We start from the raw sequence: 14,339 nt of genomic DNA, 5'->3' as shown, positions 1-14,339 counted from the left end.
TTAATTAGCAGCATCCTGATCCCGGAGTGCAGGCTGATGCTGGGTTTACAGATAATTCAGACAGTTTTTTCTTTTGTTTTTCGGAAGGAATTCCGCAGGCTTCCTGTGCAAGGCAGGCTGTTGTTTTATTTTTCAGTACAAAGTTTTTTCCGTTAAATTCAAGGTTATATTTTCCAATGGTTTCTCCCTGATATTCAACTTCAATTTCGTTATCTTCTATCCCGAGTTTTTCTTCAGAAAGCAGAATGATATGAAGCAGTTTTCCCGGTTTCAGTCGGTGTTCATAATCATCAGTATCCCATAGCTGAAAGTTGACCACTTTTTCATTTCTGATTACTCCGCCACAATCGATAAAGTTTTTAATGATCTGACCCACTTCTGTTACATGGAAATGTTCAGGGACAAAATTTCCGTTTTCTAATTGAAATTCAACATTTTTCAGGGTGGGAAGAATTTCCTTAATTTCTGATAGTCTCATAGTAAATTAAAATTTAGTGTTATAATTTTATAATGTTATATTGCAATATTACGATATGTTGATTCAAAAAAAATGCCTTAACAGCATTGTTTTATACTAACATCCTGATTAAAAAACAGGTTGAATTCATTTTGAAACTGCTTCCAGTTGCTTTCATTAATGCAGTAGCATACAGATTTTCCTTCAATGGAACCTTTGATAATTCCTATATTCTTCAACTCTTTTAAATGCTGAGAGATCGTAGCCTGTGCCAATCCAAGTTCTTCAACAAGATCATTACAGATACATGCTTTTTGATTAATGATATACTGTAAAATAGCGATTCTTGCCGGATGTCCCAAAACTTTAAGCAGAGAAGCCAGCTTATTTTGCTCGTCAGTATAAATTTCTGTTTTAGTAACTCCCATTATTGTATTTTATATTGCAATATTACGATGATAAATTAATTAAGCAATGAAAAAATTTCATAATTTTAATTTTTGATATTTAAATTATTGATTGTCATTGTTTTAAAATTCAATGAATCATGTCTGAAATAAAAAGATGAAGCAAAAACAGGCTTCATCTTTTATTTGTTGTTATGGTAAACTAATCTTTTTGCCTTGTTCAGGGAAGATGTAATTTACTTTTAAAGGATTGTTTTTCAATAATTCCTTTTTGATAAGCTCAGGATTATCGCCTGTAGGTTTTCTGTGAGTAACCACGATGTTGAGACCCTCAAGGCTGCTTTGTCCGGTCTTTTCTTTGAGTTTGCTCAATTCCTCATTCAGCAGATTAGGAGTAAGATGTCCAAACAGAAGATGTTCTGGCTGACTGTTGGGGAAAGAAACTTCAATTAATATCGTATTAAGCTGTCTTTTTTTAACAAGAGGAGCTGCTATATTCCAAAGTTGATCCAGACGGTCAGATTTTTCTATACGGTCTGCTCCTGTATCTCCAAGATAAAGCAGATAATGATTCTCTCTTCTTACCAATGCGGCACTGCTTTTATATGGATTTACGTGGCTCAATTCATAACCTGTTATAAAAAAAGGTGTTTTAGGTGCGGGAATTTCAGTTCCTGCCTGCAACTCATTGTAATGGTATTTTCCAAGGATAGGTTTCTGTCCCTGATCTGCAAAATTGATCCAGGTATCTGTAATAAAGTAATGATTCTGTAAAATTTGAATCACAGGAGCTATAGCGAAAATATCTTTCTTAGAATCAGCCGGAGAATTGATGATAAGGCCGGATAAATGATCAAGATGACCATGGGATACAAAATATCCTTTTATCTGATCTTTTAAAACCGTTTCTGCTGATCCTTCTAGACTTTTTAGTTCAATCGCTTTTCGGATTCCTGCATTTACGGTACCGGCATCCAGGCAGAGAAATGCATTGTCTTTCGGAGCGCCTACCAGATAGGCAGATAAATTGTCTTCCTGCTCACCACCATATATTCCTAAGGGAATTACATCAAAATTTTGTGCCTGGCAAACAATATTCAGAAGAACCAATAAAGAAAGTGCTGTTTTTTTCATAATACGTATAATAGAAAACCATCTTTTTGGGGATGGACAAAGCAAATTTACGCTATTTTTTGATGACAGAATCTCCGAATCAGTAAAGCCTGCTGAAAATGAGCAGGCTTTATTTTGACTATTATTTTATTGAGGCTGTTGCTGGGTTACACAATGAACCATTCCTCCATTGGCAAATAAGTTACGACAATCAATTCCAACTACCTGCTTGCCAGGATACAGCTGTTGGATAATGTTGTTGGCAACTGCATCATTCGGGTCATTATAATTAGGAACCAATACACGGTTATTGGCAATATAATAATTGATGTATGAGGCACGACCTACGTTTTTTCCGTAAGTAGTGATCACATCATTTCTTGTTAAAGGCACTTTTACAAACTGATAGGCAGCTCCGGTTTTTGTGGTTGCATCATACAGTTTATCAATATCTCCATTGGGAACCTGCCAGTAGGCAAGATCGTCCGGATTCATTGTGATAATGGTAGATGAATTGGCAAATCGGGCAAACCCGTCAATATGCATGTCGGTGATATCCAGACCGGCTTTTCCATTCAGCCAGATAAATTTGGTAACTCCGAGGTTTTTAGTAAATATGGCTTCTGCCTGTTGTTGCGTCATCCCCGGATTTCTGTTGTTATTCAGGATAGAACTTTTACAAGCCATCAATACTCCGTTTCCGTCAATTTCCACATTTCCTCCTTCATTAATCATGACTGAATTAAGATTGATTTTTGGAATATTCGTATCTGCTGATATTTTAGATGGAATTGCATTACATTTACTGTAATCTGCCTTATTTCCCCATCCGTTAAATCCCCAATCCTGAATAAATAACTGTCCGTTCTGATCTTTTACATAAATAGGACCGTTATCTCTTACCCAGAAATCATCTGTAGGATAAATTTTGAAGTTGATATTGGTAAGAGGAACTCCTGCAGTGTTGAGTAGTCCTACAATACGATTCTTTTCTGCACCGTCATAAGCAATAATGTGAACTTTTTCACTTTGTACAAGCTCTTTGGTCATGGCTACCCAGGTGGCATCCAGACGGTTTCGGTAGGTAGTTCCGTATTGATACTGGTGTGGCCACTGAAGCCAGGTTCCTTCATGGGTTGCAGACTCTTCCGGCATTTTATAAAGAGCTGTTGCAGGGTTCACTGTATCCGGATTCTCTATTATAGGATCTGTTTGAGAACAGGAAAGTAGAAGAGCAGGTAATAACAGGAACATGATTTTCTTTTTTTGCATAATTGATCTATTTTTAACAGGGCAAAATTAGATCAGCAAAAGTTTTGAAAGTTGTCCCAAATTGACAACTTACTTCAATGGCAATAAAATATAGGTCAGCTGTTTTTCCTTGTCGTTTCCGTTTTCAGCATGATTTTCATACTTTTCAATGATGGGAGTGTGTGAAAACTCAAGACCTGAATTAAAAATCCAGCGGGAGTAGATCTTCGTGTAGGTGTCGTCTATTGTTTCGTAGCTTCCGGAATGGGTAAAGCGGGCATATTTACCACCGAATATCATTTTTGAAGGAAGCTTTTTATTTCCGGATTGAACAGATGAGCATGAATCATAGCGGCAGTTGATTTCAGTTTTAATCAAAGGTTCATCGGCTATAACTCCAAAATATTCTACCCCAGAGTCAGGGAAATCATTTTCCATGAACTTTTCCCATAACACTTCAATTTCTTCATTGTTATAATAGGTGTTAATGCTCTGATAATATACCTGTACGGGCTTCAGATATACAATTTCGGGTTTCAGTAAGACCTCTGAGGTAACAGGGATGATTGCATCTCCACAAAGAAGCTGTTCTTTACTTTGTCTTGCAACTTTAGGGGAAATCCCAAAATGTTGTTTAAAGGCTTTGGAAAAAGAAGCGATATTGGCAAAACCTACTTCAATGGCGATGGAGGTGAGATTTTCCTGAGTATAAAGAATCCGTTTATAGGCATTTTCTACTTTTAACCTTTGCTGGAAAGCACCTATTGTCTCCCCACAGCTGTACTTGAAAATACGCTGGATATTCCGGTAAGAATAATGAGAAATGTCTTCCAGCTCCTTTACAGAAACAGGCTGGTCGTAATTCTTTTCCATGAAATTGATAACTCTGTAAATACAATTCAGGTTGTCTTCCATAAGCATTGAAATTTTTCCGAAACTGGTAGTAAGAAATAAATTACAAATAAAAGAAATAAAAAAATATCTTGACAATATTGTATTTTAGCTTTCGGTAAAAATAGATTTAAAAACAATAAATTTTACCGTTATAACAAAAACAACCAAGAAATTACTATTAAGCATGGAAAAAGATTTGTCAGAATTAACGGATCAGGAGCTGATAGAGAAAAAAAGAACTATTGAAGCCAGAAATGTTGTGAATGCTATCATCCTGGGAGTATTAGCTGGAATTGCTATTTACAGTACCATAACCAAAGGGATCAGTTTCACTACTTTCTTACCCATACTTCTTGCTTTTTTTGTGGCCAACAGCTGGAATAAAGATAAGAAAGGTTTGAAAAGGGAAATGGACGCCAGAAATATGAAATAATGCAGGAATTTAACAGAAAAACAGAAACTGGTGCTGTAGCCTATTTTCGTTATTGCATCAGAAACGGAGATATAAAAGGAGCATTAAGCTGTTTTTATCCTGAAGCAGTTTATATAGACCGCGATGGAAGAGAGTGGAGAGGACTTGAGCAGATAGAAAAGGCAATGAATGAGATTTGCTGCTTAAAACTGGATATTCAAGGTGAAACTCCGCATATCATAGTTGTAAATGATCTGGCGATGTGGCAGGATCAGTGGGAAATGACAGGAGCTGCTCCGGATGGGCATCCTATTCATATGAAAGGCAATACATCCTGTGTTATGAAAAGAAATGAAGAAGGAGAGTGGCTATGGTTGGTTGACAATCCTTTTGGCTCTGCTGTGCTTAAAAATGACAATCTGGTATAAAATGATTTTGTTTCTTAAAAAATAAAAGCCTTCAGATGAACTGAAGGTTTTACTTTTATATTATTTTACTGATTTTTAGTTACGTAAGAATTGACCGATCCCGGGAGAATCAAAAGTGAATGCATTCTGATTTTCAGATTTGTCAATTTTATTATTGATAGTTAATGCCCATAATATAAGTTCTTTGCAGAAATTCTGGTCTTCTTTGCTCAATTCTGAAGTATTTTCTTCCACTACAGTTGTCAGAGGTAATATCTTATCAAGTTTAGCATAAAATTCTTCATCTGTATCATTGTAATTAAGTTCTAAATGATTTTTGTTGAACCACCTGATCAGGTCAGTGTACGGTGTTTTGATCCCTTCTTTTTCCAGTTTTGAAATACGTGGGAAGAGGCTTTCAAATTGGGTGATGACGGCTTTATCAATTAAGATTTTGGCTACATAATCAGCTCCTTCCTGTTCACCTTCATATACCAGTTCAATTTTTCCTGTGATTGATGGAATGATCGACATAAAATCAAGCAGACGTACAGTGGTTTTTTCTGCACCGGATTCAATCAAACGTAGTTTCGCTGCTGCGATTAAATTTTCCATAGCACTGATGGTAAGACGGGCACTGACTCCGCTTTTCGCATCCACATATTCGCTGATACGGGCTGCAAAAGCAACCTCTTCCAAAAGATCTTTCGCCAGATCAGGAATCTGAATCTGTGCTTTATCTTCAGCAGAAATCAATGCTTCCTGCTCTGTAATCTGTCTTGCAAGAGCAATGGTTTTTGGATAATGGGTAAAGATCTGAGATCCGATTCTGTCTTTCAACGGAGTTACAATACTTCCTCTGTTGGTATAATCTTCCGGGTTAGCTGTGAAAACAAACTGAATATCAAGTGGCATTCTCAGCTGGAATCCTCGGATCTGAATATCTCCTTCCTGCAAAATATTAAACAGGGAAACCTGGATTCTGGCCTGCAGATCCGGCAATTCGTTCAAAACAAAAATAGAACGGTTGGCACGAGGAATCATTCCGTAATGTAAAACACGTTCATCGGAATAAGGTAGTTTCAGCGTAGCCGCTTTGATAGGGTCTATATCACCAATTAAATCTGCAACATTCACGTCAGGAGTGGCCAGTTTTTCGTAGAAACGATGAGAACGGTGTACCCACGAAATTGGAGTTTCATCACCTAATTCAGCAAGCAGATCTTTGGCAAACTTTGAAATCGGATAAAAAGGACTATCATTAATTTCGGATCCCTTTACGATGGGCATATATTCATCAAGCAGATTAACCATACTTCTTGCAATTCTGGTTTTTGCCTGGCCGCGTAAGCCCAGCAAGTTGATGTGGTGACCGGCAAGAATTGCTTTTTTCAATTGGGGAACTACCGTGTCTTCATAACCCCAAAGTCCTTCAAATACAGGTTCTTTAGCTTTAATTCTGGCAATTAAATTAGCTTGAATTTCCTCATTAATCGTTTTATGAGTATAACCGGATTTTTTTAATTCTTTGAATGTAATATCGTTTTTCATTGTCTTGTAATACTATGTTATCTGACCAGGTTTGTATGTTAAGTCGTTTAAAATCTGATCTTTATATTCTTCTTATTCTGTTTTTTTCGTAATCTTCAAAAATCATCTGTCCCAAACCTGATAATCCGGTCAGGAATGCTTTTCCTTTGTTTTGAGCTGTGAATTCCTCCACAAACTGACGCAGATAAGGATCCTGGGCAATCATAAAGGTAGTGATAGGAATTTTCAGTTTTCTTGCCTGTGCTGCTCTGTTGAAACATTGGTTCACAATTTTTTCATCCAGGCCAAAGCTGTTCATATAGAATTCACCACTGGGAAGCTGAATGCAACTGGGTTTTCCATCGGTGATCATAAAAATCTGTTTGTTGGTATTTCTTTTTCTGCGGAGAATATCCATGGCCAGCTCAAGTCCGGCTACGGTATTGGTATGATAAGGTCCTACTTTCAGATAGGGAAGGTCTTTGATCTTAATAGGCCAGGCTTCGTTTCCAAAAACAATGATATCAATGGAATCTTTTGGATATTTGCGTTTGATCAATTCCACGAGAGCCATGGCTACCTTTTTGGCTGGTGTAATCCGGTCTTCACCGTACAGGATCATAGAGTGGCTGATGTCAATCATCAGAACGGTACTCATTTGTGCCTTATGTTTGGTTTCTTCTACGATGAGGTCTTGTTCTGTCAGGCGAAGGTCTGAGATTCCGTTGTTGATCTGTGCATTTTTCAGGCTTTCTGTCATATTCACGGCAGCAAGATCATCTCCGTATTGGAAGGAACGGTTTTCTCCATCTCTTTCATCCCCAATTCCTGTTTTGTTGGTACGGTGATTTCCTGCTCCGTTTTTCTTTAGTTTTCCAAAAATCTGATCCAGTGCATATTCACGAAGCGCAGCTTCAAGCTTAGGTGTTAATATATTTTTACCTTTTCCACTTCCCGTATTGCCTTCTTCAGGATCTTCTTCCCTGATATAGCCTCGTTTTTTCAGATCTTCTTCAAAATCCTGAAGGGTGTATTCATCACTGAAAATATCATATTCCTGATCAAGCATGTCCAGCCACTCGAAAGCTTCTTCAATATCTCCAGAGGTGTGGGTAAGCAAATCTTTGAAAACATCAAAGACGCGGTCAAAATGTGATAATTCCTCCGGCACATGTTTACTGAATATAAATCCTTTTCCCTGATTAAAATTTTTATCTGTCATAAGATGATAAAGAGGTTTTGCAGTTATTTGCTATTGAATATTTCAGAAAATGTAATGAATTGTCTGAAGTATTCTTTATTTCGTTTCAAACTGAAAAGTTAGGAAAATATCATGGCAAGATTTCCTTAGAAAAATAGAAAATACTAATGATGGTGATATGGAATAAGAATATAATAGCTTGCTGTTTTTGTGGGTTAAAAAACCTTCTACATCATTTATTTATACTGAAAATGCACAAATAAAGATTTGTGCATTTTAAATGTTATGGGAGAAAATTTGTTTTATGAATGAATAGCAATCATGGTTGTGGTCATTTTTGCAATGAGTTTTTCCTCTTTTTGATCATAGACATATCCTTCACAGATGGTAAGGGTTCTTCCTGCCTGTAAAACTTTTCCAATGGCAACAAGCTTATCCGTATTGGCTGGCTTCATAAAATTAACTTTGAACTCTACAGTCAATACATTGGCATTTTCAGGCATTGTGGTTAGAGCTGCATATCCGCAGGCGCTGTCTACAATAGTTGTGAGAACGCCTGCATGAAAAAAGCCGTTGTGCTGGGTTAGGTTTTCAGAAAATTTGCAGGTAATTTTCACCTGTCCCTGCTGAACTTCTTCTAATTGGGCACCAATTGTTTTCATGATTCCCTGCTTGTCAAAGCTTTGTTTTATTTTATTGTACATGATGATTGATTTTTATTCATGAAATTTTAATCCATCCAGCGCTTTATCTACTTTTTTATTCTCACCATACATGATAATCCCCACAAGATCCAGATGGTCTACAGGATGTTTTGCGATCTCCAGAACATTTTCTTCACCGGAGCGGGTAGCAAAAAGCTGTTGGGTATAAACCCCAATGGACAGTTCACGGTCTCTTGAACGGCGGAATGCGCGCTGAAGTTTTTCTGTATTGTCTGCTTTATAGATGAGGGTAGGATGTTTTATAAAAGCTAAAAATTCCTCCTGATCCGCAGTTACGAATTTTTCACCATGAGTTTCCGGAAATTCAATAGCAATGCTTCCCGCCAGAAAAGAAACAACATTTAGTTTTTGCCATGGCAAGAGATCATCTTTAATGACAATGGCTACTTTTTTATCGTACATATCTTAATTTTTTAGAGATAATTCCATTTGAATGTTACAGCGCTGATAAGGTGTTGTGCGACCGGATACTTTTTGGAATCCCAGTTTATAATACAGGTTAATGGCGGGCTTCAGCATGGTATTACTTTCGAGATATATTTTTGATGCACCGGATTCTTTGGCTGTGTTGATGATTGCCTGTCCCAGCAGCCAGCCTATGTTTTTTCCCTGTGCTTTTGGAGAAACAGCCATTTTTGCCAGCTCAAAATCATAATCAGGATCTTCCATTTTGATGAGAGCACAGACCCCAAGCGGTTCATCATTATAGAGGGCGACAAGTATTTTCCCTCCTTTATTTAAGATATATTCTTCAGGGTTATCCAATGATTTATAGTCGGCGTCTTCCATTTTAAAATAAGCGGAGATCCATTCTTCATTAAGTGCTTTGAATACAGATTGGTATTTCGGATTATAATCAACGATTTTTACGTTTTTACTTTCGCGGGTCTTTTTCTGTTCCTTTACTCTTGAAAGCAAGGATTTCTGTTCAAAAAGATGTTCCCATTCTGCAAGTGCTTCCCAGAGATTGTGTGTAGCTTCTTCAATAATTCCGTCAATAGCAAGATCTATATCTGCACATTGTATTGTTACCATTTTCTCTGCGATCTGTTTCCCTTCCGCAGTTAAGCCTACAATATTTCTTCTCTTATCACTTGATTTCAGATTATCCTCAACCAATCCTGCCTTCAGCATTTCCTTGATAATTTTTGTTACTGAAGGTTGAGAGTGTCCAATTTGTTCGGCAATCTCAGTAATGGTTTGATTGCTTTCTTCATGCAATACAAAAAATACAGGAAACCATTTGGGTGAAAAGTTTTCTACATTATACAACTCATAAATTTTAGTGGCATCTTCAGTCACTTTTGCTGTAAGCAAACGGAGCCTGCTACCTAACGCCATTTTACCTGTTCTGTTGAATAAGTCCATATTTCAAGATTTTTTTATTAATAACTCTCAGTTTTGGCAGGGAAATTCATTGTTTTTACATCATCTATGTAATGCTGTGTAGCTTCTGTCATTACGGTATGCAGATCTGCGTATCGCCTTAAAAATTTGGGTGAAAAATCTTTATTCATTCCCATTACATCCTGTATGACCAGTACCTGTCCGTCTGTACTCACACCGGCACCGATTCCTATTGTCGGGATAGAAATTTGTTGAGAAATTTGAGCAGCAAGATCAGCAGGTATTTTTTCAAGCAGTATTCCAAATGCTCCTAATTCTTCCATTAAATGGCAATCTTCTACCAGTTTTTTTGCTTCGTCTTCATCTTTTCCTCTTACAGCATACGTTCCATATTTATTGATGGATTGAGGCATTAACCCTAAATGAGCCATTACAGGAATACCGGCATCAATTATTTTTTTTACATCCTCCCTGATTTCTGCACCACCTTCAATTTTAATAGCATCTGCACCAGTTTCCTGCATCATGCGGATAGCTGCATCAAGAGATTTCAAGGGATTTCCAGACACGGTCCCAAATGGCATATCAGCGATCACCAAAGCTCTTTTGGTACCATTCACTACTGATTTTGTGTAATAGATCATTTGATCCAAGGTGATGCTTAAAGTCGTTGGATTTCCAATCATTGTATTGGATGCACTATCTCCCACAATGATTACATCAATTCCTGCTTCATCAATGATTTTTGCGGTTGTATAGTCATAAGCCGTCAAAACACTTATTTTTTCGCCTTGCTCCTTCATTTTTTTTAATTGAAGCGTGGTAATCTTTTTCTTATCGTCTTTATGAACTGACATTTTTATGTTTTTTGTTTTACACTAAATTCCTGTACTTTATATAACTATTATAAAATAACCAATTATATAACTAGTTATGCAAATGTAATAAATTAATAAGTACCATCATAAAAGTATTGAGTTAAAATTATTAATTGTATTTAAAACAGTGTCATAGAAGATCTTACAGAAGATTGTCCGTGCAATGATTTACTGTAAATAAGGAAATAATAAAGCTCCGAAATACTCCGGAGCTTTATCTATACACATCATCTTACTATTATGTATTTAAGATTACCATCCTAAATAATAATCAGGATCCAGCCAGTACGGCCAGTCTAATTTATAATGGGTCTGGAGCATTTTTTCCGCTTCACAGAAAGCACCTTCCACCCATCCTTGTTGGTCGGAATAAGCCTCCCCGATAATATGAATCTGCTCATCTATAAGCGGTTTTCTCATATAAGGCATTACATCTTTTACGGAAAAACCTGCTTTCCATGCATGGTATCCTGCACCGTAAGGGTCATCTGTCCAGTCTCTGAAATACGTTACATAGGGTTGTGGAATATCTATCCCATGTAATTCCTTCAGCTGATTCATCAATTCATTCACCATGAATTCTGTAGCCTGAACATCATCGAACTTATGCAATTCTTCTAATGAGGCAGATCTGGCAGCTCTTACTTTAAACAGAACTTTGTCATCAGAAAGCGCTTTCCAGAATGTTTCTGTTTCCATATCTCCGTAGCTTCCTAATAACATTGAGTTTTTGGTTTCAGTATCGGTACCGAAATAATAGCATTGTCTCATCGGTAAGTCTGTGATAGAATGCCCGGAATCTATTTCCAGATCTTCTCGCCACCACGGGCCTTCGAAGCCCATGAGGATTTTAAATGCGGGCTCCATAATGATAGAGCGCATATTTTCGTTCAGTTTCTGGTGTCTGCTGGCGTCAAAAAAGAAGTTGTTCTGATCCAGAAGTTCAAGTGATTTTCTTGGCATACCCAATACGATTGAATTGGCGTAAACTTTCCATGTTTCGTTACTTTGTATATTCAGAAAAGTTAATTCATATTTATGAGTAGCGGTCAAGTGATGGTCTTTGGTGAAAGTAATCAGTTTGTTTTCTGACCAGATGCGTGCTCCTTCATATTCCATATAAGTGTTGGCTACTGCATAGGCAATACTGTCATAGCCTTCCTCAATGGTTTTGTAGGTAGTATCAGCAGAGAAATCTCCAACCATATACGGAAACGCTTCTGCAGAATTCCAGTTGATGGTATTGGAATAATAGCCGCCGGCATTGGCTAAGAATTCATACCCCTCCTGAGAAACCTGGTCTTTGATTAAGTTCCAGAAACCAATATCGTTTACCAGGCGTTTATCATAAGGAGAACCAGGGAAGTTGTAAACCATTCTTGGTTTTATAGCATCCCAGTCGCGGCTGGTTAGTTTGAATGTATAGTCATAACCATTAGGGTCAGCAATAATCAGGTTTTTATAGGTTTCAGCTACCCATGGATCTGCCATTAAGACATTATAGATAATTTTGTTGAATAGCTGATCAGAGCTGAAACCTTCATCATTTTCATTCAGATAATAGCGTGTAATCAGTTTATTGCCTTGTTTCTGTTCTTCTGTCCATGCATTTTGTTTGAAACGTTCTTTTCTGATGTACATCAACAGTTTCTCAGGTTCTCCCATATGGAAAGGGATAGGAGTCATTTTATCTTTCAGAACCGGGCTTCTTTTGCTCAGATCTTTTTCTGTTAAAGGATAACCTTCAATCAGTGTTGTTACAATTTCCTGAGAAGTCAGATAGCGCATTCCTCCGAGCTCACCCCAGAAATTCATTCCCGGCATAATTACGGATTCAAGTCTTCCACCTAATTTGTCACTCATATCGAAGATCTGTACTTCATGAGCTTTGTATTTATTATCTGTTACCAAACGGAAAGCGGTGTATAATCCTGAAGTTCCTGCACCGATGATGGCTACTTCTACTTTCAGATCGGGCTGCATTCCCGGATACAGCGGTGTATTTTTATTTACGTTTTCTTGATTCATGGTTCTATAATTTTAAAGTGCTAAGAAATATTTATATCCTAATCGGAAGGGTGTAATATCGAAATCTGTATGTCCGTCCAATGCAAGATCCGACATGATTTTTCCTAGGAAAGGAGTGAATTTGGCTGCCCATCCGGTAGCGTACACCACAATGTTTTTGTGGTTGGGAACATAAGATGGAGCAAAATCAATCAGCAGTTCTTTATTGGGGATTGTGCTCAAAGCGATAAGGCATGTTGAAGTATACTCCGGAACAATGCTGAGGCCAGTCATATGGTTTTTTATCCATTCAGAAGTGTAGGCCAGTTCCTGGGGATTCGGGATTAATGTTCTGTCGCTTGGTTCTTCCAAGGGTTTGATCACAAAATCCGGTGCTACACGGATGTACTCCGGATGATCCCATCCCACGGAAGGAAATCCGTAGAATTGATTCCCGTTTTCTCCGCTTGCATTCTGAAATACAAACCATGTTGGATATTGTATAGTTGGGTCGGTCTTTTTAAAATAAGCAGAAGACATATTCCAGTAAGTGGCTTCTATTTTAAAATCAAGCAGATTGATCACACTGTTGATATAAGGTCCGGGAATGATGGCCAGCTTTTTGGCGATATAAATACCATTAGGAGTGGTAAGCTCGAAAAGATCACCGTTTTGTTTGATCTCAAGCACCGGAGAATCTTCTCTTAACTCTACGGTTTCTTCCTTTTGACAAAGATCTAAAAGTGTTTCAATAGTTGCTTTAAAATTGATACTGGCACCATCGGGTTGAAATAATCCTGTATAATTATCCGGCAAGTTTTTGAAATGATACTGCTCTTCAATCTCCTTTGATGTTAAAGTAGTATAAGGAACTCCTAAAGCTTGTAAGGCTTTTTCTGCTTCAGCAATATTTCCTTCAGTGGAGTGTACTTCAGGATCTCCAAACCATAGGGTTCCTACCTTATCAAGCAATTGGGCATCTGTCTTTTTCTGCAGTTCATCCCAATAAGGCTGTGCATCCAGAGCCATTTGTACCATATATTCATCCGGATAAGGAATCCGGAACTGACGTGATACCCCTGCAGAGCTGCCCAACTGATTCACAAAAGTATATTGTTCCAATACTAAAGTCTTAGCCTGACGTTGGCCGAGATGATAAGCCGTAGCAAGTCCTATTGCTCCTCCGCCAATGACGATTACGTCGTAGTTTTCTGTAATCATAGGTTATTTGTTTTTATGTTTTATAATCGTAAGAAGAGATACAGAAAAGTAAAGACATCAATATGAAGAAATGTACCATCATTACTGATTTTTAATACTCTCCGAACCTTATTTGCTACGATAGTTTAAGTGTAGAGACGAATCTTCCGGTACATGTGAATATTCTGGTTTTCCATTGAATATTGTCACTGTTAATAAGCATTTCAAAGTAACAAAGAAGAGGGAATAAGTTCTTAGAGTGTAAATAACCAAATATTGCATTGAGTAGAAATACGGAATGATAGGAAATCCATTTCCGGAAGGTTATTCAGCAATTATAAAGAGGGTATGGAATTAATGGTCTATGAATTATCTGTTCATTTTTTTGACTTATTGTTTACTATTTGTAATAAAATGAACAGAAAAATAATATTTTACTGAACCTCAACTTTTTGCAATTGATCTAAAAAAATAGATTTACATACATAAAACTGAGTGTTTACAAAGCGT

15 protein-coding genes are annotated in these 14,339 nt (G+C 37.3%); 2 read left to right on the top strand and 13 right to left on the bottom strand.

The window, feature by feature from the left end:
• Positions 1-4: 4 nt before the first annotated feature.
• The 5 genes from REB14_RS20805 to REB14_RS20785 form a co-directional block, all read right to left on the bottom strand.
• Entirely contained in the window at positions 5-478 is a 474-nt protein-coding gene (locus REB14_RS20805; RefSeq protein WP_309523176.1) for a DUF6428 family protein, read from the bottom strand.
• A 77-nt stretch (positions 479-555) separates the two neighbouring features.
• On the bottom strand, positions 556-885 hold the full coding sequence (locus tag REB14_RS20800; protein ID WP_062670547.1) for an ArsR/SmtB family transcription factor: 330 nt from the start codon (positions 883-885) through the stop codon (positions 556-558).
• A 171-nt stretch (positions 886-1,056) separates the two neighbouring features.
• Entirely contained in the window at positions 1,057-1,998 is a 942-nt protein-coding gene (locus tag REB14_RS20795; protein WP_079241268.1) for a 3',5'-cyclic-nucleotide phosphodiesterase, read from the bottom strand.
• Positions 1,999-2,124: 126 nt separating this feature from the next.
• On the bottom strand, positions 2,125-3,249 hold the full coding sequence (locus REB14_RS20790; RefSeq protein ID WP_309523175.1) for an agmatine deiminase family protein: 1,125 nt from the start codon (positions 3,247-3,249) through the stop codon (positions 2,125-2,127).
• Between the two features lie 69 nt (positions 3,250-3,318).
• Positions 3,319-4,143 (bottom strand): AraC family transcriptional regulator, encoded by an 825-nt coding sequence (locus REB14_RS20785; RefSeq protein WP_309523174.1) that lies wholly within the window; start codon positions 4,141-4,143, stop codon positions 3,319-3,321.
• A gap of 163 nt (positions 4,144-4,306) precedes the next feature.
• Between REB14_RS20785 and REB14_RS20780 the strand changes: the two genes are divergently transcribed.
• Both REB14_RS20780 and REB14_RS20775 read left to right on the top strand, forming a co-directional pair.
• Complete coding sequence (locus tag REB14_RS20780; RefSeq protein WP_079241270.1) at positions 4,307-4,555, top strand: hypothetical protein; 249 nt, start codon at positions 4,307-4,309, stop codon at positions 4,553-4,555.
• Positions 4,555-4,962 (top strand): YybH family protein, encoded by a 408-nt coding sequence (locus REB14_RS20775; protein ID WP_309523173.1) that lies wholly within the window; start codon positions 4,555-4,557, stop codon positions 4,960-4,962. Before REB14_RS20780 ends, REB14_RS20775 begins: the two co-directional genes overlap by 1 nt.
• Positions 4,963-5,037: 75 nt before the next feature.
• Here the strand turns inward: REB14_RS20775 and REB14_RS20770 are convergent, their stop codons facing one another.
• From REB14_RS20770 to REB14_RS20735, 8 genes are all read right to left on the bottom strand, one after another.
• A complete protein-coding gene (locus REB14_RS20770; protein ID WP_309523172.1) occupies positions 5,038-6,492 on the bottom strand; it encodes a sigma 54-interacting transcriptional regulator in 1,455 nt (484 codons plus the stop codon).
• Between the two features lie 61 nt (positions 6,493-6,553).
• On the bottom strand, positions 6,554-7,693 hold the full coding sequence (locus tag REB14_RS20765; RefSeq protein ID WP_079241273.1) for a vWA domain-containing protein: 1,140 nt from the start codon (positions 7,691-7,693) through the stop codon (positions 6,554-6,556).
• A gap of 281 nt (positions 7,694-7,974) precedes the next feature.
• The gene (locus tag REB14_RS20760) at positions 7,975-8,376 is read right to left on the bottom strand and encodes a PaaI family thioesterase (RefSeq protein WP_309523171.1); all 402 of its coding nucleotides are present in this window, start codon (positions 8,374-8,376) and stop codon (positions 7,975-7,977) included.
• Positions 8,377-8,388: 12 nt separating this feature from the next.
• A complete protein-coding gene (locus REB14_RS20755) occupies positions 8,389-8,799 on the bottom strand; it encodes a DUF2000 family protein (protein WP_309523170.1) in 411 nt (136 codons plus the stop codon).
• Between the two features lie 3 nt (positions 8,800-8,802).
• On the bottom strand, positions 8,803-9,765 hold the full coding sequence (locus tag REB14_RS20750; RefSeq protein WP_309523169.1) for a bifunctional helix-turn-helix transcriptional regulator/GNAT family N-acetyltransferase: 963 nt from the start codon (positions 9,763-9,765) through the stop codon (positions 8,803-8,805).
• A gap of 17 nt (positions 9,766-9,782) precedes the next feature.
• Entirely contained in the window at positions 9,783-10,601 is an 819-nt protein-coding gene (gene panB, locus REB14_RS20745) for a 3-methyl-2-oxobutanoate hydroxymethyltransferase (RefSeq protein ID WP_309523168.1), read from the bottom strand.
• Positions 10,602-10,874: 273 nt separating this feature from the next.
• Positions 10,875-12,650, bottom strand: a complete 1,776-nt coding sequence (locus tag REB14_RS20740) for a flavin monoamine oxidase family protein (protein WP_309523167.1) — start codon at positions 12,648-12,650, stop codon at positions 10,875-10,877.
• A gap of 12 nt (positions 12,651-12,662) precedes the next feature.
• Positions 12,663-13,850 (bottom strand): FAD-dependent oxidoreductase, encoded by a 1,188-nt coding sequence (locus REB14_RS20735; RefSeq protein ID WP_079241279.1) that lies wholly within the window; start codon positions 13,848-13,850, stop codon positions 12,663-12,665.
• Between the last annotated feature and the right edge of the window lie 489 nt (positions 13,851-14,339).

It is taken from the genome of Chryseobacterium metallicongregator (assembly GCF_031324065.1).
GTDB classification, from domain to species: Bacteria; Bacteroidota; Bacteroidia; order Flavobacteriales; family Weeksellaceae; genus Chryseobacterium; species Chryseobacterium metallicongregator.
This window is presented reverse-complemented; position numbering and strand designations above follow the sequence as displayed.